Source organism: Radicibacter daui (assembly GCA_030657355.1).
GTDB lineage: Bacteria > Pseudomonadota > Alphaproteobacteria > Radicibacterales > Radicibacteraceae > Radicibacter > Radicibacter daui.
In genome coordinates, this window is sequence record CP131056.1 from 3683672 (window position 1) to 3703519 (window position 19848).

20 protein-coding genes and 1 riboswitch are annotated in these 19848 nt (G+C 65.2%); of the genes, 6 read left to right on the forward strand and 14 right to left on the reverse strand.

The annotated features are described in order from the left end of the window. Nucleotides 1-7 precede the first annotated feature (7 nt). From tgt to QTL98_RS17220, 3 genes are all read right to left on the reverse strand, one after another. Entirely contained in the window at nt 8-1141 is a 1134-nt protein-coding gene (gene tgt, locus QTL98_RS17210; protein WP_445679696.1) for a tRNA guanosine(34) transglycosylase Tgt, read from the reverse strand. After that, nucleotides 1138-2193 (reverse strand): tRNA preQ1(34) S-adenosylmethionine ribosyltransferase-isomerase QueA, encoded by a 1056-nt coding sequence (gene queA / locus QTL98_RS17215; RefSeq protein WP_445679697.1) that lies wholly within the window; start codon nt 2191-2193, stop codon nt 1138-1140. The genes tgt and queA overlap by 4 nt, the downstream gene beginning before the upstream one ends. A gap of 99 nt (nt 2194-2292) precedes the next feature. Then, nucleotides 2293-2847 (reverse strand): queuosine precursor transporter, encoded by a 555-nt coding sequence (locus QTL98_RS17220; protein ID WP_445679698.1) that lies wholly within the window; start codon nt 2845-2847, stop codon nt 2293-2295. A gap of 430 nt (nt 2848-3277) precedes the next feature. On the opposite strand from QTL98_RS17220, the gene QTL98_RS17225 reads away from it, so the two are divergent. From QTL98_RS17225 to QTL98_RS17245, 5 genes are all read left to right on the forward strand, one after another. Further along, nucleotides 3278-3664, forward strand: a complete 387-nt coding sequence (locus QTL98_RS17225; protein WP_445679699.1) for a hypothetical protein — start codon at nt 3278-3280, stop codon at nt 3662-3664. A gap of 78 nt (nt 3665-3742) precedes the next feature. After that, nucleotides 3743-3859: riboswitch (glycine riboswitch) on the forward strand. A gap of 201 nt (nt 3860-4060) precedes the next feature. Continuing rightward, entirely contained in the window at nt 4061-5200 is a 1140-nt protein-coding gene (gcvT, locus tag QTL98_RS17230) for a glycine cleavage system aminomethyltransferase GcvT (RefSeq protein ID WP_445679700.1), read from the forward strand. A 65-nt stretch (nt 5201-5265) separates the two neighbouring features. Continuing rightward, nucleotides 5266-5637, forward strand: coding sequence for a glycine cleavage system protein GcvH (gene gcvH, locus QTL98_RS17235; RefSeq protein ID WP_445679701.1), 372 nt, complete (start codon nt 5266-5268; stop codon nt 5635-5637). Nucleotides 5638-5725: 88 nt separating this feature from the next. Next, entirely contained in the window at nt 5726-8587 is a 2862-nt protein-coding gene (gene gcvP / locus QTL98_RS17240) for an aminomethyl-transferring glycine dehydrogenase (protein WP_510637496.1), read from the forward strand. A 341-nt stretch (nt 8588-8928) separates the two neighbouring features. Beyond that, on the forward strand, nt 8929-9543 hold the full coding sequence (locus tag QTL98_RS17245) for a YitT family protein (RefSeq protein WP_445679703.1): 615 nt from the start codon (nt 8929-8931) through the stop codon (nt 9541-9543). Nucleotides 9544-9568: 25 nt separating this feature from the next. Here QTL98_RS17245 and rfaE2 read toward each other — a convergent pair whose 3' ends face one another. The 5 genes from rfaE2 to QTL98_RS17270 form a co-directional block, all read right to left on the reverse strand. Next, nucleotides 9569-10075, reverse strand: coding sequence for a D-glycero-beta-D-manno-heptose 1-phosphate adenylyltransferase (gene rfaE2, locus QTL98_RS17250; RefSeq protein WP_445679704.1), 507 nt, complete (start codon nt 10073-10075; stop codon nt 9569-9571). A gap of 5 nt (nt 10076-10080) precedes the next feature. Next, complete coding sequence (gene rfaD / locus QTL98_RS17255) at nt 10081-11076, reverse strand: ADP-glyceromanno-heptose 6-epimerase (RefSeq protein WP_445679705.1); 996 nt, start codon at nt 11074-11076, stop codon at nt 10081-10083. Beyond that, nucleotides 11073-12026 (reverse strand): D-glycero-beta-D-manno-heptose-7-phosphate kinase, encoded by a 954-nt coding sequence (rfaE1, locus tag QTL98_RS17260; RefSeq protein WP_445679706.1) that lies wholly within the window; start codon nt 12024-12026, stop codon nt 11073-11075. Before rfaE1 ends, rfaD begins: the two co-directional genes overlap by 4 nt. A 5-nt stretch (nt 12027-12031) precedes the next feature. After that, the gene (locus QTL98_RS17265) at nt 12032-12616 is read right to left on the reverse strand and encodes a D-sedoheptulose-7-phosphate isomerase (protein WP_445679707.1); all 585 of its coding nucleotides are present in this window, start codon (nt 12614-12616) and stop codon (nt 12032-12034) included. A 125-nt stretch (nt 12617-12741) separates the two neighbouring features. After that, nucleotides 12742-14400, reverse strand: a complete 1659-nt coding sequence (locus tag QTL98_RS17270) for an acyl-CoA dehydrogenase family protein (protein WP_445679708.1) — start codon at nt 14398-14400, stop codon at nt 12742-12744. A 267-nt stretch (nt 14401-14667) separates the two neighbouring features. Between QTL98_RS17270 and QTL98_RS17275 the strand changes: the two genes are divergently transcribed. Then, nucleotides 14668-14856, forward strand: coding sequence for a hypothetical protein (locus QTL98_RS17275; RefSeq protein ID WP_445679709.1), 189 nt, complete (start codon nt 14668-14670; stop codon nt 14854-14856). 106 nt (nt 14857-14962) lie between these two features. On the opposite strand, the gene QTL98_RS17280 is transcribed toward QTL98_RS17275, so the two are convergent. The 6 genes from QTL98_RS17280 to QTL98_RS17305 all read right to left on the reverse strand — a co-directional run bounded on the left by QTL98_RS17280 (nt 14963) and on the right by QTL98_RS17305 (nt 19758). After that, on the reverse strand, nt 14963-15598 hold the full coding sequence (locus tag QTL98_RS17280) for a LysE family translocator (protein WP_445679710.1): 636 nt from the start codon (nt 15596-15598) through the stop codon (nt 14963-14965). A 106-nt stretch (nt 15599-15704) separates the two neighbouring features. After that, nucleotides 15705-16106, reverse strand: a complete 402-nt coding sequence (gene cueR / locus QTL98_RS17285; RefSeq protein ID WP_445679711.1) for a Cu(I)-responsive transcriptional regulator — start codon at nt 16104-16106, stop codon at nt 15705-15707. 3 nt (nt 16107-16109) lie between these two features. Continuing rightward, complete coding sequence (locus tag QTL98_RS17290) at nt 16110-18536, reverse strand: heavy metal translocating P-type ATPase (RefSeq protein WP_445679712.1); 2427 nt, start codon at nt 18534-18536, stop codon at nt 16110-16112. Between the two features lie 198 nt (nt 18537-18734). Beyond that, nucleotides 18735-19019 carry a hypothetical protein gene (locus tag QTL98_RS17295; RefSeq protein ID WP_445679713.1) on the reverse strand — a complete coding sequence of 95 codons (285 nt, stop codon included), beginning with the start codon at nt 19017-19019 and terminating at the stop codon, nt 18735-18737. 7 nt (nt 19020-19026) lie between these two features. Beyond that, a complete protein-coding gene (locus tag QTL98_RS17300; RefSeq protein ID WP_445679714.1) occupies nt 19027-19482 on the reverse strand; it encodes a Fur family transcriptional regulator in 456 nt (151 codons plus the stop codon). Nucleotides 19483-19569: 87 nt separating this feature from the next. Next, nucleotides 19570-19758, reverse strand: a complete 189-nt coding sequence (locus QTL98_RS17305; RefSeq protein WP_445679715.1) for a (2Fe-2S)-binding protein — start codon at nt 19756-19758, stop codon at nt 19570-19572. Nucleotides 19759-19848 lie beyond the last annotated feature (90 nt).

Sequence of the window (19848 nt, forward strand, 5' to 3'; positions counted from 1 at the left end):
CCGCCTCTCAAACCCGCTCGATATCCCCCAGTGCCCGCATCGCGTCGAACTCACGCTGGAACTCGGCGAAGCGACCCTCGGCAATCGCCGCGCGGATACCGGCCATCAGCTCCTGGTAATAATGCAGGTTATGCCAGGTGAGCAGCATCGCCCCCAGCATCTCCTTGGCGCGGATCAGGTGGTTGAGATAGGCGCGGGAATAGTTGCGGCAGGCCGGGCAGCCGCACTGCTCGTCAAGCGGGCGCGGATCGTCCGTATGGCGGGCGTTCTGCAGATTGACGGTGCCGCGGCGGGTGAAGGCCTGCGCGTTACGGCCGGAACGGGTGGGCAGCACGCAGTCGAACATGTCGATGCCGCGCGCCACCGCGCCCACAATATCGTCCGGCTTGCCGACGCCCATCAGGTAACGCGGCTTGTGGGTCGGCATCATCGGCATGGTGAAATCGAGCGTGGAGAACATCAGCTCCTGCCCCTCGCCCACCGCAAGGCCGCCCACCGCATAACCATGGCAGTCGAGCGGCACCAGCGCGTCCACGCTCTCCTGCCGCAAATCCTGATGCACGCTGCCCTGCACGATGCCGAACAGGCCATAACCGGGGCGCGTATCGTCAAAAGCATCGCGGCTGCGTTTGGCCCAGCGCATGGAAAGGCGCATGGAGGCCGCCGCTTCTTCCTTGCTGCAGGGGTACGGCGTGCATTCGTCAAACGCCATGGTGATGTCGCTGTCCAGCATCTTCTGGATGGCGATGGAGCGCTCCGGCGTCAGATGTTCGGTGTGGCCATCGATATGGCTCTTGAAGGTCACCCCATCCTCGCTCATGCGGCGCAGCTTGGTCAGCGACATCACCTGATAACCGCCGCTATCGGTGAGGATCGGGCCCGGCCAGTTCATGAACTTGTGCAGGCCGCCCAGCTTCTCGATGCGTTCCGCCGTCGGGCGCAGCATGAGGTGATAGGTGTTGCCGAGGATGATCTCGGCGCCCGTCGCCTTTACATCGCCCGGATGCATGCCCTTGACCGTTGCCGCCGTGCCCACCGGCATGAAGGCCGGGGTTTCGATGGTGCCGTGCGCCGTCGTCACGCGGCCGCGCCGGGCGGCGCCGTCAGTGCCCAGCAGGGAGAAGGAAAAGGCATCGGTCATCGGTTCTTGCTTTCGCAGGAAAGAAGGCAGGCATCGCCATAGGAAAAGAAGCGATAACCGGCCGAAATGGCATGGGCATAAGCCGCCTGCATGCGCTCGAGCCCGGAAAAGGCCGAGACCAGCATGAAAAGCGTGGATTTCGGCAGGTGGAAATTGGTGAGCAGCACGTCCACGGCGCGGAATCGGTAACCGGGCGTGATGAAGATATCGGTATCGCCCGCCCATTCCGGCACGGTGCCGTCGGTAGAGCCGGCCGCCCCGGCAGCCGCTTCCAGCGTGCGCAGGGTGGTGGTGCCAACGGCAATGATGCGCCCGCCCGCCGACCTCGTTTCGGCGATCAGTTTCGCCGTTTCGGCCGGCACGCTGCCCCACTCGCTGTGCATCTTGTGATCGTCCGTATCCTCCACCTTCACCGGCAAAAAGGTGCCAGCGCCAACATGGAGGGTAACGGTGGCGCGCTTTACGCCGCGCGCGGCAAGGGCATCCAGCAGGCGCGGGGTGAAATGCAGGCCCGCCGTGGGCGCCGCCACCGCACCTTTGTTGCGGGCGAAGATGGTCTGGTAATCCTCGGCATCGCGCGCATCGGAGCCGCCGTCGCGCTCGATATAGGGCGGCAGCGGCATCTCGCCGAATTCTTCCAGCGCGGCCACCAGATCGGCCCCGGCGCGGGAGAAACGCAGCAGCACCTCGCCGCCCTCGCCCTTCTCCATCACCTCGGCCTCGAAGCCGGGCGCGAAGGTGATGACACTGCCCAGCTTCAGGCGTTTGCCCGGCCGGGCGAAGGCGCGCCAGCTGTCGAGGCTTTCCTGCTTGTGCAGCGTTGCCTCGATACGCGCTTCTCCCTTCGTGCCGCGCAGGCGGGCGGGGATGACGCGGGTGTCGTTGGAAATCATCAGGTCGCCAGGCTGGAGCAGGTCCGGCAAATCAATCACGCCCCGGTCGGCAAAAGCGGCCCCGGTGAGATCGAGCAGGCGTGCGGCATCCCTCGGCTCGGCGGGCCGGTTGGCGATGCGCTCACGCGGCAGGTCGAAATCGAAGAGCTCGAGCTTCATGGGGCCAGTATCGAAAAGAGAAAATCGGTCAGGAAAAGAGCCGCGCCCCGCCAGTTAAAGGAAAGCGGGGGCGCGGCTCCTTATTCAGGCATCGGGCCTTCAGGCCATCGCCGGCTGCGGCACCGGGCGGATGACGTTCATCAACGCGCGATAAGGCGCCAGGAACAGGATGGCCATGGTGATCTTGGCGGCAAAATCGCCCAGCGCCCACTGGCCCCAGGGCAGGCCCGTGGCGGCAAAAGCGATGGAGAAGAACACGCTGGTATCGACGATGGAGCCCAGCATGGTGCCGATGAAGGGGGCCTTCCACCAGCTCATGCGGCGCAGCCAGTTGAAGACGGTCACGTCCAGCAGCTGGCCGAAGAGGAAGGCGGTGCCGGAAGCCAGCGCAATGCGCGGGGTGGCGAGCAGCAGGGACAGCACAACACCGACGGCAAAACCGGCATAAACCACGCGGCGGGTGAGCGCGACGCCAAAGGCGCGGTTGGTGAGATCGGTCACCAGGAAGGCCGCCGGATAGGTAAAGGCGCCCCAGGTCAGCCAGTCGGCAAGGTTGATGCCGGCAAGGGTGCCATCCAGCGGATACTGGACGAGGAAATTGGACGAGACGACAACGCCGACCATCGCGAGGACGGGCAGAAGAAGCTTGCGCATGATTTTTTAAACTCCGCTCAGCGGGAACAGCCGCAGGCAATGACAAAAAACGGCCAGCAGGAGAGCCCGCCGCCGTATGGCCCGCGAATAGCCTCGGGGGCGGCTTATGTCAATGCTGCGGGCGGCGCCAGCCTCCCCTGCCGAAGGCGGGGGAGGTGCCCGCGAACGCGGGCGGAGGGGGATGTTGGCGGTTCAACCTGACTCCGTCACTGCGAAACTGAAAAGTCCATACCCTCACCCGGCCCTCACGGGCCACCCTCTCCCCGCTGGCGCGCGGAGAGGGAACATGATCCCGATTTTGTCACAGGCTTCTGTGTGCCCCGGCATGGACTTGGGGGGCGCTTCAGGCATAATCCATGCATGGTTTGAAGGCGGCAGACCCTCTGCCACCAACCAACCATGACGGGGGCGGCCAGCCGGCCGGCAGGGCATGAGCGACGCAAAGAGCAAGTTGCTGGAGCAATACCGGGCACTTCGGGCCAAGATTGACCCCAAGGTGCTGGAGCGTCTGCGCAAGGCCGCCACCGGCGAAAAGGAAAAAGGCCCCGCCTATCCCGGCCATGCGGCGGTCGCGCTGTTCCTCGAGCAGCAGCAGAACCCGGAATTTCGCGAAAAGCTGCTGGAGAAGGTGCGCGAGCATGACCGCCAGCTGGGCATCGAGCCCAGGGCGGGCGATGCCGTGATCAATACGGTGACGCCGGCCGCCGCCAGCGACCATGCCCGCACTGATGGCGAGGGTGCCACCCCGCGCACCCCCGGCGTCCTTACCCAGGACCCGCCGCGCCGGGGCTTCAGCGTCATCCGCAAGCGACGCTGACGGGATCTGCGCCGGGCGCAACCCACTTTTCTTGCCTTTCGCAGGTGCAGCGGTATCATCCGCGCATTACATAGCCCCATGCCGTCCGTGGGAGAGATCAGCATCTCTGCGCTTCATCCTGAAAGCCGCAGAAAAGCTGGCGCCGAAGGAGCAACCGCCCGGTAAACTCTCAGGCAGAAGGACCGCGAAATGGCAGGGCACTCTGGAAAGCGGAGTCGGGTTTGTTCTCAAGCCATGTCGACTTCCACCGACGGGGTAAGCCGGTCGCCGCCAGCGCTTCCACCATGGACACGCGGCCGCCGGTCAATCTCTCAGGTTCATGACAGAGCGGGCGCAACCACCCTGGCCAGTAATGGCGGGGTTTGACGCCAGCCTTGTCATGGAGCCGACCGAGACGTGACCGATACCGCCAACCCGACCTCTTTGCGCACCACCCCGCTTGATGCCCTGCACCGCGAACTCGGCGGCCGCATGGTGGAATTTGCCGGTTATGCCCTGCCCGTGCAGTACCCGGCTGGCATCATGAAGGAACATCTGCACACCCGCGCTGCCGCCGGCCTGTTTGATGTCAGCCATATGGGCCAGCTGCGCCTTGATGGCGCGCCGCAAGAGATCATCGCCGCCGCGCTGGAGAGCATCGTCCCGGGTGCCGTCACCACGCTGAAGCCGGGCCGCCAGCGCTACAGCATGCTGACGACGGAAGAAGGCGGCATCATCGACGACCTGATGATCACCAATGCCGGCGATCATTTTTATGTCGTGGTGAATGGCGCCACCAAGGCCGGCGACATCGCCCATATGCGCCCGCTGCTGGCAAAACATGGCGTCACCCTCACCGAGCTGACGGACCGCGCCCTCATCGCCCTGCAGGGCCCCGCTGCCGTTACCGTGATGGCGCGCCTTGCCCCTGGCACCGAAGAGCTGGCCTTCATGTCGGGCGGTGCTTTTGCCATCGACGGCGTGCCGCTCTGGGTCAGCCGCTCCGGTTACACCGGCGAGGATGGTTACGAGATCTCCATCCCGGCCGACAAGGCACAGGCCATTACCCGCCGCCTGCTGGCCGAGAGCGAGGTGGAGCCCGCCGGTCTTGGTGCGCGCGACAGCCTGCGCCTTGAAGCCGGCCTCTGCCTCTATGGCCATGATATCGACACCACCACCAGCCCCATCGAGGCCGGCCTCATCTGGTCCATCGCCAAGCGCCGGCGCGAGGAAGGCGGTTTTCCCGGTGCCGCTATCCTCCAGAAGCAGATTGCTGAAGGCACCAGCCGCCAGCTTGCCGGCTTCAAGGTTGAAGGCCGCGCCCCGGTGCGCGAAGGCGCGACCCTGCACAGCGCCGATGGCACCGAGATCGGCAAGGTCACGTCCGGTGGTTTCGGCCCCAGCTTCGATGGCCCTGTTGGCATGGGTTATGTGGCCAGCGCCTTTGCGGCTGCCGGCACCAGCCTGATTGCCCGCCAGCGCGGCAAGGACATCCCCGTTTCCATCATCGCCATGCCGGCCGTGCCGCATGGTTATGACAAGGTGAAGAAGGCCTGATCCGTCAGGCCGTTTTATTTTTCAAAAGCGCAAAAGCCCTATCAAGACAAAGGACGAGGCAAATAATGGCGACCCTCAAATTCTCCAAGGACCATGAGTGGATTTCCGTCGAGGGCACCACGGCCCGTGTCGGCATCACCCATTTCGCGCAGGAGCAGCTGGGCGATGTGGTGTTTGTGGACCTGCCGGCCGTCGGCACCGCGCTGACCGAAGGCGGCGATGCGGCAGTGGTTGAATCCGTGAAGGCCGCCAGCGACGTCTACGCCCCGGTTGACGGCGAAGTGACCGCCGCCAACGCCGACCTCGCCGACACGCCGGACCTCGTGAACACCGACCCGATGGGCAAGGGCTGGTTCTTCGAGATGACGCTCTCCAACCCCGCCCAGCTCGACGGGCTGATGGACGAGGCCCAGTACAAGGCGATGATCGGCGAATAAGCGCCGGCCTTCCGCCGCCCCAATTCCCTTCAAGCCCTGCGAGGCGGGCCGGGTTCACCCCTCTTCCCGGCCCCGGCCCGCTTCAGAGATGACGACGATGACCCTCTCCCTCCACGACCGTGACCGTTTTGAAAACCGCCATATCGGCCCCGACGCTGCCGAAACGGCCGAGATGCTGGCCGTGCTCGGCGTTGCCGATCTCGACACGCTGGTGCGACAGGTGGTGCCCGGCTCCATCATCGATACCCAGGCCCTGCCCCTGCCGGCCGCGCTGACGGAGACGGCGGCCACCGCCGCGCTTCGTGGTTTTGCTTCCGGCAACAAGGTGCTCAAATCCTTCATCGGGCAGGGTTATTACGGCACGGTCACGCCGCCGGTCATCCGCCGCAACATCCTTGAAAATCCGGCCTGGTACACCGCCTATACCCCCTACCAGCCGGAAATCAGCCAGGGCCGCCTGGAAGCCATCCTCAATTTCCAGACCATGGTTGCCGAGCTTACCGGGCTCGACATGGCCAACGCCTCGCTGCTCGATGAGGGAACGGCAGCGGCAGAAGCCATGACGGTTGCCCACCGCTCCTCCAAGACGAAATCTGATCGTTTCTTCGTCAGCGCCGATATCCACCCACAGACGCTCGCCGTGGTGATGACCCGGGCCGAGCCGCTGGGGATCGAGGTGGTGACGGGTGACCTTGGCGCCGGCCTCGACGCCGCGCTGGCAGGCGGCCTGTTTGGCGCCCTGCTGCAATATCCGGGCACCGACGGCCATGTGATCGATCTCGCCCCCGCCATCGCAAAACTCAAGGCTGCCGGCGTGCTGGTCACGGTTGCCGCCGATCCGCTCGCCCTCGTGCTGCTGACGCCGCCGGGTGAGCTGGGCGCCGATATGGCGGTGGGCACCACCCAGCGCTTTGGCGTGCCGATGGCCTTCGGCGGCCCCCATGCCGGTTATTTTGCCTGCAAGGACGAGCTGAAGCGCGTTATCCCCGGCCGTATCGTCGGTGTTTCCATCGATGCCAAGGGTCGCCGCGCATACCGCCTGTCTTTGCAGACGCGCGAGCAGCATATCCGCCGCGAGAAGGCGACCAGCAACATCTGCACCGCGCAGGTCCTGCTTGCCGTCATCTCCGCCATGTATGCCACGTATCACGGGCCGGAAGGGCTGAAGCGCATTGCCCTTGGCGTGCATTCCCATGCCGCCGTGCTGGCCGCCGGCCTCAGGAAGCTGGGCGTCAAGGTTCTGGGCGATGCCTTCTTCGACACCGTGCTGATCGAGGCGGGTGACAAGGCGGGCGAGATCATGACCCGCACCTGCCGCGCCGGGTATAACCTGCGCAATTTCGGCGATGGCCGCCTTGCCATTGCCTTCGACGAGACGGCAAACGCCAGCGACATCGACGCGCTGTGGGAAGCCATCACCGGCACCCGTGCCGGCTTCACCGCCGATGAGCTGGCCGCCAGCACCGATGTTGCCATTCCGGCAGCGCTCGCTCGCAAGGGCGCGTGCGTCAGCCACCCGATCTTCTCGCAGTTCCACAGCGAAACCCAGCTGCTGCGCTACATGCGCAAGCTGGCCGACAAGGATCTGGCGCTTGACCGCACCATGATCCCGCTCGGCTCCTGCACCATGAAGCTCAATGCCACCACGGAGATGGAGCCCATCACCTGGGCCGAGTTTGCCAACCTGCACCCGTTTGCCCCGGCCGATCAGGTCGCCGGCATCCTGGCGCTGACCCATAGCCTCGAAAACCAGCTGCGCGCGGCAACCGGCTTCGATGCCGTCTCCCTGCAGCCGAACTCCGGCGCGCAGGGCGAATATGCCGGTCTGCTGGCGATCCGTGGCTGGCACCGCAGCCAAGGCAACGAAGGCCGCACCGTCTGCCTCATCCCCTCTTCCGCCCATGGCACCAACCCCGCCAGCGCCGCGCTTGCCGGCATGTCGGTTGTTGTTGTCGGCTGCGACGAGAACGGCAATGTCGATGTGGCCGACCTCAAGGCCAAGGCCGAGCAGCACAAGGACAAGCTCGCCGCCCTCATGGTCACCTACCCCTCCACGCATGGCGTGTTTGAGGAGGCGATCAAGGAGATCTGCGAGATCGTGCACGCCAATGGCGGGCAGGTTTACATGGATGGCGCCAACTTCAACGCCCTGGTGGGTGTCGCCCGCCCGGCGGCGATCGGCGCCGACGTCATGCACATGAACCTGCACAAGACCTTCTGCATTCCCCATGGCGGCGGCGGCCCCGGTGTCGGCCCCATCGGCGTCAAGTCGCACCTTGCCCCGTTCCTGCCGGGTGCGGGCGCGGTGGGGGCGGTCAGCGCCGCTCCGTTCGGCAGCGCCGGCATTCTGGCCATCTCCTGGGCCTATATCGCCATGATGGGCGCGGAAGGCCTCAAGCGGGCAACCGCCATGGCCATCCTGAATGCCAACTACATCGCCGAGCGGCTAAAGGATCACTATCCGGTGCTCTACAAGGGCCGCAGCGGCCGTGTGGCGCATGAGTGCATTCTCGACACCCGCCCGCTGAAGGACGAGGCCGGCATCAGCGTGGACGATATCGCCAAGCGCCTGATGGATTTCGGCTTCCACGCCCCGACCATGTCCTTCCCGGTGGCCGGCACGCTGATGGTCGAACCGACCGAGAGCGAGGACAAGGGCGAGATCGACCGTTTCATCGACGCGATGATCGCCATCCGCGAGGAAATCCGCGCGGTTGCCTCCGGCGCCCTGGACGCCAACGACAACCCGCTGAAGAACTCCCCGCACACGGCGGCTGACCTGCTGGCCGACACCTGGCAGCACAGCTACAGCCGCGAGCAGGCCGCCTATCCGGCGGGCGTGGCACGCGATGCCAAGTACTGGCCGGCGGTTGGCCGCATCGACAATGTCTATGGCGACCGCAATCTGGTCTGCTCCTGCCCGCCCATCGAGGCTTATGCCGCCGAATAAGCAGGCCGGATAACACTGACGAACAAGGCCTCCTTCCCTTACCGGAAGGGGGCCTTTCCTTTTTACGCCGCCGCACGACTCCATTTTGCACGGCGCGTCACCGGCAACCGGCCTTCCGGAAACTCGCGCAACAAAAACATGGGGGTACGCAGAAACAGTGCAACAAAAAGAGGGCGCAAACGCAGGTCCGGGTAATTTTCACCCGCGCTGGAAAAGCAGAAAAATCCGGTCCATAAGCCGAATTGAAAGAACAGAGCCGGCCGGGTGCGAAAGCACCAGAAAAGGCCGGACGGGAATGCCGCCAGTTTCGGATTTAAGCTTCAACAGCCACGGGAAACGACATGGTCCTGCCCAATCCGTCCGGCATTCCGCACAGCAAGCTTGAAGATGCCATTGCCATTATCATGGGCACGCTCTTTGTCGGGCTGGGCATCGGCCTCTTCCAGAATGTCGGCATGGCCTTCGGCGGCACCGCCGGCATGGCGATCCTTATCCATTACCTGACCGGCATTTCCTTCGGCGTGCTGTTCTTCGTCGTTAATCTGCCCTTCTACATCTTCGGCCTGCGCGCGATGGGCCTGCCCTTCACGCTCAAGACCTTTGCCGCCGTTGCCATGCTGGCCGGCTGCAGCGCCCTTCTGCCCAAAGTCATGCCACTCGGCGTGGTCCATCCGCTCTTTGCAGCCATCGCCGGCGGTTTCCTCGTCGGCATGGGCATTCTGGCGCTTGCCCGCCACAATTCCAGCCTCGGCGGCATCGGCATCCTGGCGCTTTACCTGCAGAAGAAACATGGCATGCGCGCCGGCAAGGTGCAGATGGCCTGCGACTGCGCCATCGTCATCGCCGCCTTCTTCGTCATCTCGCCGGTAATGCTGGCCTACTCGGTACTCGGCGCGGTGGTCATGAACCTCGTGGTGGCCATCAACCACAAGCCCGGGCGGTATATGGGGTCGTAAGAGGCGGCGCGTCCTCGCACCGCTATCAGGCAGAGGGTGCCTTGATCTTCTGCACCAGTCCCGTCGTCGAATACCCATCCACAAACGGGATCGCGAGCGACCGGCCGCCCCAGCTCTCCACCAGCCGGGTTTCCTCCAGCGTGGCCATGTCGTAGTCGCCGCCCTTCACGTAGATGTCGGGGCGCACGCGGGCCATGAGTTCGACGGGGGTGCGCTCGTTGAAGAAGAGCACGAGGTCGATGGAGGCGAGGCCGGCCAGCACCAGGGCGCGGTCCATCTCCTTGTTGAGCGGACGGTCCGGCCCCTTGCCCAGCATACGAGCCGAGGCATCGCTGTTGAGGCCCAGCACCAGGCAGGCACCGAGTTTGCGCGCCTCATGCAGATAGGCGACATGGCCGCGATGCAGGATATCGAACACGCCGTTGGTAAACACCATCGGGCGCGGCAGTCTGGCCAGAAACGGCGCCGGGTCGGCGCCCGGCGGCACGATCTTGTCCATAAGGTCCGGCTGGGCGGCGGGCGCGGGGGCCATGGGCTTCAGTTTCCGGCGCCGGAGAGCCAGCGCACATAGCGGCTGACGCCCTCGGCCACATCGGTGAAGCGGTGGTTGCAGCCCACGGCACGCAGGGCGGTCAGGTCAGCCTCGGTAAAACACTGGTATTTGCCCACCAGCGCCTCCGGGAAGGGGATGTATTCCACAAGCCCGGCGGCCACCAGCTCCGCCAGCGGCAGCGGCGCTTCGCCCTTGAGGCTGCGGGTGGTGTTGACGCTGGCCAGCGCCACATCGTTGAAGGGCTGCGCCCGGCCGGTGCCGAGATTGAAGATGCCGCGCGCTTCCGGATGTTCCAGGAACCACAGATTGACGGCAACAACATCATCCACATAAACGAAGTCGCGGCTCTGCTGGCCCGGCCCGTAACCGCCATAATCGGCAAACAGGCGCACCCGTCCGTTTTCATTCAGCTGGTTGAAATGGTGGAAGGCGACCGACGCCATGCGTCCCTTGTGCTGCTCATAGGGGCCATAGACGTTGAAGTAGCGGAAGCCGGCCACCTGCTGCGGCGCGTCCTTGATCATCCGGCGCACGACATTGTCGAACAGCAGCTTGGAATAACCATAGACGTTGAGCGGCTTTTCGAACTCCAGCACCTCGCGGAAGGTATCGCTGCCGCCATAGGTGGCGGCGGAGGAGGCATAAAGCAGGCGCGTGCCCTGCGCCATGCAGGCATCAAGCAGCGTCTTGGAGCAGCGGTAGTTCATCTCCAGCATGAACTGGCCATTATGCTCCATGGTGTCGGAGCAGGCGCCTTCATGGAAAACGGCGTCCACATGGCCAAGCTTGCCGGCGGCAAACAGGTCGTAGAATTCGGACTTGTCGAAATAGTCGGAAATGCCGGCATCCACGAGGTTTCGGTACTTCTGGCCATCCGTCAGGTCATCCACGGCGATGACATCGTCGATGCCAAGGCGGTTGAGCCCGCGCACCAGATTGGCGCCGATGAAGCCCGCCGCGCCGGTAACCACTACCTTCATTGAGAAAGCTCCTCGAAACTCACACTGGCGGTGCCGAACTTGCCGACCACGATGCCGCCCGCCTTGTTGGCAACCGGCACGGCTTCGCGCAGGCCAAGGCCGCAGCCCAGCATGGCCGCCATCACGGCAATCACCGTATCGCCCGCCCCCGTCACGTCGAACACCTCGCGCGCTTCGGCCGGCACGTCGAAGCGGCCGGTCTCGCCGCTGCCGTCAAACAGGGTCATGCCCTCTTCGGAGCGGGTCAGCAGCACGGCATCGATGCCGGTTTCCGCGCGCAGGCGGGTAACCCGCGCCTCAAGATCGGCTTCGTCGCGCCAGGCGCCCACCACCTGCATCAGTTCCGCCCGGTTGGGGGTCACCAGGCTGGCGCCGGCGTAGCGCGTATAATCATTGCCCTTGGGGTCCACCAGCACCGGCTTGCCGGCCTTGCGGGCAAGCTCGATCATCAGCGGAATATGGGTAAGGCCGCCCTTGCCATAGTCGCTGAAGAGCACCGCATCCGCGCCCGCCAGCGCCCGCTCGAAATCGGCGAGCATGCGGGCCAGCACTTCATGATCGGGGGCGCTTTCGAAATCGAGCCGCAGCAACTGCTGCGAGCGGCCGATAACCCTGAGCTTGACGATGGTGGTGAGCTTGTCGTCGCTGCCCAGGAGCGCCGAAATGCCTTCGGCCTCCAGGAGGTGCCTGAGGCGCCCGCCGGCATCGTCATTACCCACCACAGTCAGCAGCTGGCTGCCGGCCCCGAGGCGCTTGATGTTGAGCGCCACATTGGCGGCGCCGCCCAGCCGGTCTTCCTCGCGCTTTACATGCACCACCGGCACCGGCGCTTCGGGCGATATGCGGTCAACCGAGCCGAAGAGGTAACGGTCAAGCATGGCGTCGCCCACCACCAGCACGGTGCTGGCGGCCAATTTCTCCCGCGACGGCAGTTTCAGGTCAGCGCTCATAGCCGTCACGCCCCTTCACCCGGAACGAGGCCAAGCTGCTGCTCGGCAGCGCCGCAGATGGTATGGCCGATGAGGATATGGGCTTCCTGGATGCGGGCGGTGACGTCGGAAGGCACAATGATGGCTTCATCGCACAGGGCGGCCAGTTTGCCCCCATCGCGGCCGAGCAGGCCGATGCTGCGCACGCCCAGCTCCCGCGCCGCTTCCACAGCGCGGATGACATTGGCGGAATTGCCGGAGGTAGAAATGCCGATCAGGCAATCCCCGGCTCGTGCCAGCGCCACCAGCTGGCGGGCGAACACATCGGCAAAGCTGTAATCATTGCTGATGCAGGTGAGCGCGGAGCTATCCGTGGACAGCGCGATGGCTGCCAGCGGCTTGCGGTCCTTGATGAAACGGCCGGTAAATTCCGCCGCAATATGCTGGCTGTCCGCCGCCGATCCGCCATTGCCGCACAGCATCAGCTTGCCGCCGGTGCGCAGGGTGTCGGCGACCGTGGAGGCGGCCTGCATCACCGCCCCCTCAAGGGCATCAAGGCGGCTCATCAGCTCGACATGCTGGCTGAGGTTACGCGCAAAAAGAGAGGTCATGCTCACCCGGGTGAGGAGTGGTGGCCAGGGGGGCAGACCGGCCGGCGCCCCCTTCAAAGGCCGGGTGCCTATCGGATAGTCCGCCAGCGGCCCCGGCGCAAGCCCTGCCCGGCTCTCACGCCCCCTCACCCCATGGGCGGCGCGTGGCGGGCAAGGATGGAGGTTATATCCGCCCCGTGCGGCAAGGTGCCGAAGCTGAAGCCGCCCTCGCCGGCAAGGCGGGTGGCGATGAAGGCATCGGCAACCGGCCCCGGCGCGTGGCGGATGAGGAGCGCACCCTGCAGCACCAGGGCAAGACTCTCGGCCATCAGCCGGGCTTCCGCCTCGCCGGGCAGGCCGTGCAGCAACCGGTTCTTGACGGCATTGGCCGCGGCATCGAAGCGCCCGTCCTGGCCCATCACGCCGGAGACCTCGGCGAAATAAGCGCTGGCAGCCGCCTCTTCCTTCGCCAGCGTGCGCAGGATATCGAGCGCGATGACATTGCCCGAGCCCTCCCAGATCGCGTTCAGCGGGGCCTCGCGGTAATAACGCGGCAGCGGCCCCTCTTCCACGTAACCGGCGCCGCCATGGCACTCCATGCATTCATAGACAAAATTGGCTGAGCGTTTGGTGAGCCAATATTTGGCAAGGGCCACGGCAAGGCGGGCAAAAGCCCTGCCTTCTTCATCCTCAGCATCGAACGCATGGGCCACGCGGCAGACCAGATGCACGGCCGCCTCATACTCCACCGCGAGGTCGGCAATCACCGCGCTCATCGCCGGCTGGTCGATCAGCGCCTTCTGGAAGGCGCGGCGGTAGCGCACATGATGGATGGCCTCGGCCAGCGCCCGGCGCATGATGCCCAGCGTGGCGGCAATGGTGCCAAGGCGGGTGTGGTGCACCATCTCGATGATGGTGTTGATGCCGCGCCCCTCCTCCCCCACCAGGAGCGCCTCGGCGCCATGATACTCGATCTCTGACGAGGCGTTGGAGCGGTTGCCAAGCTTGTCTTTCAGCCGCATGACGTGGATGGCATTACGTTCCCCGGCGCCCGTGATGCGGGGCACAAGAAAGCAGGAAAGCCCGCCGGCGGCATAAGCCAGCGTCAGGAAACCGTCGCTCATCGGGGCGGAGCAGAACCATTTATGCCCCGTGAGCCGGTATAGCCCCGCCGCCTCGTCCAGATGTTCGGCGCGGGTTTCATTGGCGCGCACATCGCTGCCACCCTGTTTTTCCGTCATCGCCATGCCGAGCGTGATGCCGCGTTTTTCGGCGATGGGGCGCAGCGGGGCGTCATAGGCGCCGCCGAGCAGCCGGCCGAGCCAGGCTTGCGTGCGCTCGCGGCTTTTGCGCAGCGCCGGCACGCTGGCATAGGTCATGTTGACGGGGCACATCACCCCGGCCTCGGCCTGGGTAAAGAGCGCCAGCAGCACCGCATGGGCCACATGGCCGCCGGGGCGCAGTGCCGTCCACGCCACATCATGGATGTGGTGCTCCATGGCAAGGCCCATCAGCCGGTGATAGGCGGGGTGAAACTCCACCTCATCCAGCCGTTGGCCGTAACGGTCAAAGCTCCTCAGCTCCGGCGGGTGGCGGTTGGCGTCCGCGCCCAGCGCCAGCACCTCCTCCGACCCGCACACAGCCCCCAGCGCGCTGGCCTGTGCCTCCAGCCAGGCCCCGCCTTCCCGCAGCGCCGCTTCCTTCAGCGCCGGATCAATCTCGAACAGGTTGAAACCGGCAAAGGGCGGCGGCTGGTTGAAGACCTCGTGCGTCTCCAGGCGGATGGCGGGCGAAAAAGGCGGCATGACACCCCCGTTGGCGGCTGAACGCGGCGCCCGGCAGCGGGCCTCGCAGGGTCAGCGGGAAGGGTATATTATCGTAAAGGAAGCCGCGCGGGCGAGTGCCGCGCACCATCTGAAGCCCGTGGGAAAGCTTTTGGTTCCCGGCGTCATAAGGGCTTGTGCTGCGACAATCGGGGTCGAATTTTCCATCAGAATCCATTTGCAAAGAATTCTCATTCGCAGCATCATCCCGACCAGAGGCTAAACCCGTCAGAAGGGGAGAGCAGGATCATGGTGGCGCAAATGTTCGGCTTACGGGGACTGGTCCAGGCCATGGCGGCGGAACGCAGCCGCGACCGGCTGATCGATATCTTTGACCTGATGGGCTATGGCGGCCTTGAGGATCTGCCGGCCGAGCCGGATTTCCTTACCAACTCGCGCAGCCCGGTGATGGCAGAGGCCGAACGACGGGCGCGCTGAGGCCACTGTCTCCTTCAAGACAAGATTGCCAGCAAAAAGGCCGGCCTCCTTTTCAGGAGAGCCGGCCTTTGCAGTTCCAGGCCGTGGCGGACAAGCTGCCCAGGCTTTAGCTGTGAACGCGGCGGGCAAAGGCCGTCAGCGCGCCGGCGCCGATCAGCAGTGCCGCTCCGGTCCGGTTCATGCCCTTGAGGATGCCGGGCCGCGTCACGCGGCTGCGCAGCTCGCCCGCCAGCATGGACCAGCAGGTGACGGAGATGGCGGCGATGATGACGAAGCTTGCCACGAGAATGGCGAACTGCGGCAGCACCGGTGCTTCCGGCGAGACGAACTGCGGCACAAAGGCGATGAAGAAAACGATGCCCTTGGGGTTCAGCACCGTCACGGTGAAAGCGCGCCAGAACAGCGTTGCCATACTGTCCTTGCTGCCGGTGGCGGCCGCTTCCATAACCGCCAGCGAGCCTTCCGCCCGCCAGAGCTTGACGCCGAGCCAGACGAGATAAGCCGCACCGGCCAGCTTGAGCGCGGTGAAGAGGGTGGCGGAAGCAGACAGGATGGCGCCGGCACCGGCCAGCGATACCGACATGGCGATGAGATCCGCCAGCATCACGCCCGGCACGGTAACCAGGATGCTGCGCCGGCCATGGGCGAGCGCATGGCTGATGGTCATGATGATGGTCGGACCGGGAATGGCGACCAGCGCGGCACTTGCCAGCACAAAGGCAAACCAGAGATGAAGGGACATGGGAGCGGCTCCTCTGGGTATCTACGGAGTGCTGGCTTTCCAGCATTCTAAGGGAGCAAGCCCAAAACCCGTCCGTGCTGTCAACCGTAGTGCTGTCCGTCCCCGCTCAAGGACAACAATCGGCGCCGGCCAGATCCTCAAGGATCGGGCATTCTGGCCGGTTATCGCCATGGCACCGGTCGATAAGGTGGCCGAGCGTGGCGCGCATCTCCTCCAGTTCGGCGATCTTGCGCTCGATATCGCTCACGCGCTGGCGCGCCATCTCGCGCACATCGGCCGATGCGCGGTTGCGGTCGCGGTAGAGGTCGAGCAGCGCCGTGCACTCCTCCACCGAAAAACCGAGCGAGCGGGAGCGCTGCACGAAACGCAGCATGGAAACATCGTTTGCCGAATAATCCCGATAGCCGGCGTCCGTGCGGGCGGACGGGCGCACGAGGCCAATCTCGTCATAATAACGCAGAGTCTTGACCGGCAGGCCCGACTGGCGGGCGGCTTCACCCACATTCATCTGTCATTCCCCTTTCAAGGCCGGCGCCTTCCAGCGCGTCAGCAGCAGGGCGTTGCCCACAACGGTCAGGGAGGAAAGCGCCATGGCCGCGCCGGCGATGGCCGGCGTCAGCAGGCCAAAGGCGGCCAGCGGCAGCGCCACCACATTGTAGGCAAAGGCCCAGAACAGGTTCTGGGAGATCTTGCGGCGCGTGGCACCGGCGACCTTCAGCGCCGCAACGACGAGCGAGGGCAGCGGGCGCAGCAGCACAAGGCCCGCCGTCTCCACGGCAACGTCCGAGCCACCGCCAATGGCGATGCCAAGCGAAGCCTTGGCGAGCGCGGGTGCATCATTGACACCGTCGCCCACCATGGCGACATGGCGCCCTTCGGCCGCAAGGGCGGCCACATGCTCCGCCTTGTCGCCCGGCAACACCCCGGCTTTCACCTCGGTGATGCCCAGGCGGCCTGCAACGGCTCCGGCAGCAGCCGGGCTGTCGCCCGTCAACATCACCACGCGGATGCCTTCGGCCTTGAGAGCAGCCACCGCCCCGGCGGCATCGCCGCGCGGGCTGTCGGCCAGGGCAAAGAGTGCGGCCAGTTTTCCATCCCGTGCCAGATAAAGCACCGTTGCGCCTTTGGCTTCCCACTCCCCTGCTATCCCGGCGGAGGCAGAGATATCGACGCCTTCTTCCTGCATCAGGGCGGGGTTGCCCATCAGCAGGCTCGCGCCTTCCAGCGTGCCGCGAATGCCGCGGCCGGTCAGGGCCTGCACATCGCTGGCCGCAGCCGGAACTGCAAGCCCCCGCTCCTTTGCCGCTTCCAGCAGCGCGCGGGCGAGCGGATGCTCGCTGCCCTGCTGGAGCGCGGCAACAAGGGCAAGTGCGCTATCGTCACCCTCTGCCCCCGGCGCCTTCATGGCGGTAAGGCGCGGTTTGCCTTCGGTCAGCGTACCGGTCTTGTCGAAGACCACGGTATCGATACGGCGGGCGCGCTCGAGCACATCCACATCCCGCACCAGAATGCCAGCACGGGCAGCGGCGCCGGTGCCGGCCACGATGGCAGTCGGCGTGGCAAGGCCGAGCGCGCAGGGGCAGGCGATGACCAGCACGGAAACGCCGGCCACCACAGCATGGTCAAGCCCGGCGCCAGCCAGCAGCCAGCCGACGAAGGCGACCAGCGATATCGCCACCACGATGGGCACGAAGATGGCGGAGATACGGTCCACCAGCCGCTGCACGGCGGCCTTGCCGCTCTGCGCCTCGCGCACCAGCGCCACGATGCGGGCAAGGGTCGTGTCCTCCCCCACCGCCGTTGCCTCGACGGTCAGCACGCCGCCGCCATTGATGGCACCGCCGGTAACCTTGTCGCCCACGCCGCGCGCCACCGGCAGGCTCTCGCCGGTAATCAGGCTTTCATCCAGCTCGCTGCGGCCTTCAAGGATGGTGGCATCCACCGGCACGGCTTCACCCGGCCGCACCTGCAGCCGGTCGCCCACCCCCACTTCCTCAATGCCGATCTCCTCGATGCCGCCGTCGGCGCCGAAGCGCCGGGCACGGCGGGGGCGCAGCGCCATCAGGCTGCGCAGGGCGGCCGTGGTGCCGCGCTTGGCGCGTGCTTCCATCCATTTGCCGAGCAACACCAGGGTGATGACGGCGGCAGCACCTTCAAAATAAAGCTCTCCGCCCACCGGGCCGAACCCCAGCATCACGGCAAGGCTGTAGCCCCAGGCGGCACTGCTGCCGAGGGCCACCAGCACATCCATATTGGCGCTGCGGAACTTGAGTGCCGACCAGGCCCCGCGATAAAAGCGCGCTCCGGCGATGAACTGCACCGGCGTTGCCAGCACCAGCTGCCAGAGGGGCGAGACCATCACCGCATGGCTGCCAAAGGCCATCAGCACCATCGGCAGCACCAGCGGAAAGGTCAGCACCGCACTTGCCACCAGCATGAAACCTTCGGAGCGCAGCAGGGCGGCGATACCGTCGCCTCCCGTCTCTCCGGCAGCATCAGACTGCCCGTCAAACCGGGCGTGATAACCGGCCTCGGCCACCGCCGCGGCAAGGCGCTGGCGCCCCACCTCGCCGGCTAGCTGCACCACGGCCTCGTCGGTCGCCACATTCACCTCGGCCTTGAGCACGCCGGGCACGGCTGACAGCGCCTTTTCCACCTTGGCGGCGCAGCCGGTACAGGTCATACCCTCCACGGCAAAACGCTCGGTGGTCACAGGCACGCCATAACCCACTTCGGACACGCGGCCCGTCAGGGCCGCCAGCGTTGCCGGCGTGCCGTCAAATTCCAGCCGCGCCGTCTCGGTGGCATAACTGACGGAAGCGTCCGTTACGCCCGGCACGCCCTTCAGAGCCTTTTCAACCCGGAGCGCGCAGTTGGCGCAGGTCATGCCCGAGATCGGCAGGGAAAGGCTGGTGGCTGGTTTTACGATCTGGTTCATCTCTTCCATCCCTTGGCTTCCGGGTCATGGCGAACAGGCGCCACCGGGTTAAGCGGGGTCTGGTTAAAAGAGATAAGGTCTCCAGTAACTGGAAGGTCAAGGGGCGAACTTGCGGACTGCAGCAGGACGCACAAATCAAAAGGGCGCGGCATCGGCCACGCCCTTTTTAGCAGTTCCCTTGCAGCCCAAAGGGCTGGCTCAATTAAGCCAGCCGCTGCGCATCCAGGCGGAGATGATGCGCTCGGCCGCCAGCTTGCTGTGCTCGGGGTGATGCCAGCGGAAGATGGTCATCGCCGCTTCAAAGCAGATGCTGTCCGGCTGGTTGTCGCCACGCAGACGGCCAACCGCCCGCTTGACGGCATTTTCGCACACGCAGGTATCCGCCGGGCCGCCGCAGCCGGGGGCCTCGGCGCGCGGATCGTCCATCACCCTGTCTTCGCGCGCCTGCCAGGCAGGCGCACCACTTTCGTCACGCCGTGCCATGATGGAGTTATTTGCCCCCCTTGAGGCGGCGGCCATAGAGCTCGAGGCGATGGCTCACCAGCTCGAAACCGAGCTCGCGGGCAATACGCTCCTTGAGGAGCTCCAGCTCGTCGTTGGTGAATTCCACCACATCGCCGGAATCGAGGTCGATCATGTGGTGGTGATGTTCCTGGCGGGACTCTTCGTACCGCGCACGGCCATCGCCAAAATCGAGACGCTCGATAACCTCGAGATCCTCGAACAGCTTCATGGTGCGATAGACGGTGGCGAGGCTGATGTTCGGATCGACGCTCTGGGCGCGGCGATAAACCTGCTCGACATCGGGATGGTCGGAAGATTCTGTCAGCACGCGCGAGATCACGCGGCGCTGCTCGGTCATCTTCAGCCCCTTTTCGATACAGCGCTTTTCAAGCGTCGTCAGGGCACTGCCTTCTGCCGGGTAAGGGGCATGGGTCTGGGTCATGGCGCTCGCCTCCTTAAGAATTTCTCATGGATCCATCGGGACCCAAGGGGAAGATCGTAAAGAGCTGGGCGAGCGCCCGGCCGGGGCTCAGGCCGGCTCCAGCTCCGGCTGCCGATGGTGGTGCGCGCGCACCATATCGGCGATCTCACCCACACATTTGCCACAACGCGGCGAGCAATCCAAGTCACGGTAGACCTCGGCGCACCGGCGCGCGCCGCTGCACACCGTCTCGCGGATCTGACTGTCAGTCAGGGCATTGCAGATGCACACATACATGGATGGGTCCCGTGCGGCAGTAGCGCCGCGAAATTTCAACTGGTGGCGGGACGTTAGTGAGAATGAGAATGCGTGTCAATATGTCCGCAA

Bases quoted from the DNA above. Each gene is read 5' to 3' on its own strand.
- QTL98_RS17280 (WP_445679710.1), bottom strand. From the start codon at position 15,598: ATGTCCCTTCATCTCTGGTTTGCCTTTGTGCTGGCAAGTGCCGCGCTG.
- QTL98_RS17295 (WP_445679713.1), bottom strand. From the start codon at position 19,019: ATGGCACGGCGTGACGAAAGTGGTGCGCCTGCCTGGCAGGCGCGCGAA.
- cueR (WP_445679711.1), bottom strand. From the start codon at position 16,106: ATGAATGTGGGTGAAGCCGCCCGCCAGTCGGGCCTGCCGGTCAAGACT.
- gcvP (WP_510637496.1), top strand. From the start codon at position 5,726: ATGACGACGATGACCCTCTCCCTCCACGACCGTGACCGTTTTGAAAAC.
- QTL98_RS17275 (WP_445679709.1), top strand. From the start codon at position 14,668: ATGGTGGCGCAAATGTTCGGCTTACGGGGACTGGTCCAGGCCATGGCG.
- QTL98_RS17300 (WP_445679714.1), bottom strand. From the start codon at position 19,482: ATGACCCAGACCCATGCCCCTTACCCGGCAGAAGGCAGTGCCCTGACG.
- QTL98_RS17305 (WP_445679715.1), bottom strand. From the start codon at position 19,758: ATGTATGTGTGCATCTGCAATGCCCTGACTGACAGTCAGATCCGCGAG.
- rfaE1 (WP_445679706.1), bottom strand. From the start codon at position 12,026: ATGAGCGCTGACCTGAAACTGCCGTCGCGGGAGAAATTGGCCGCCAGC.
- queA (WP_445679697.1), bottom strand. From the start codon at position 2,193: ATGAAGCTCGAGCTCTTCGATTTCGACCTGCCGCGTGAGCGCATCGCC.
- rfaE2 (WP_445679704.1), bottom strand. From the start codon at position 10,075: ATGGCCCCCGCGCCCGCCGCCCAGCCGGACCTTATGGACAAGATCGTG.
- rfaD (WP_445679705.1), bottom strand. From the start codon at position 11,076: ATGAAGGTAGTGGTTACCGGCGCGGCGGGCTTCATCGGCGCCAATCTG.
- QTL98_RS17290 (WP_445679712.1), bottom strand. From the start codon at position 18,536: ATGAACCAGATCGTAAAACCAGCCACCAGCCTTTCCCTGCCGATCTCG.
- QTL98_RS17270 (WP_445679708.1), bottom strand. From the start codon at position 14,400: ATGCCGCCTTTTTCGCCCGCCATCCGCCTGGAGACGCACGAGGTCTTC.
- QTL98_RS17245 (WP_445679703.1), top strand. From the start codon at position 8,929: ATGGTCCTGCCCAATCCGTCCGGCATTCCGCACAGCAAGCTTGAAGAT.
- QTL98_RS17265 (WP_445679707.1), bottom strand. From the start codon at position 12,616: ATGACCTCTCTTTTTGCGCGTAACCTCAGCCAGCATGTCGAGCTGATG.
- gcvH (WP_445679701.1), top strand. From the start codon at position 5,266: ATGGCGACCCTCAAATTCTCCAAGGACCATGAGTGGATTTCCGTCGAG.
- QTL98_RS17225 (WP_445679699.1), top strand. From the start codon at position 3,278: ATGAGCGACGCAAAGAGCAAGTTGCTGGAGCAATACCGGGCACTTCGG.
- QTL98_RS17220 (WP_445679698.1), bottom strand. From the start codon at position 2,847: ATGCGCAAGCTTCTTCTGCCCGTCCTCGCGATGGTCGGCGTTGTCGTC.
- tgt (WP_445679696.1), bottom strand. From the start codon at position 1,141: ATGACCGATGCCTTTTCCTTCTCCCTGCTGGGCACTGACGGCGCCGCC.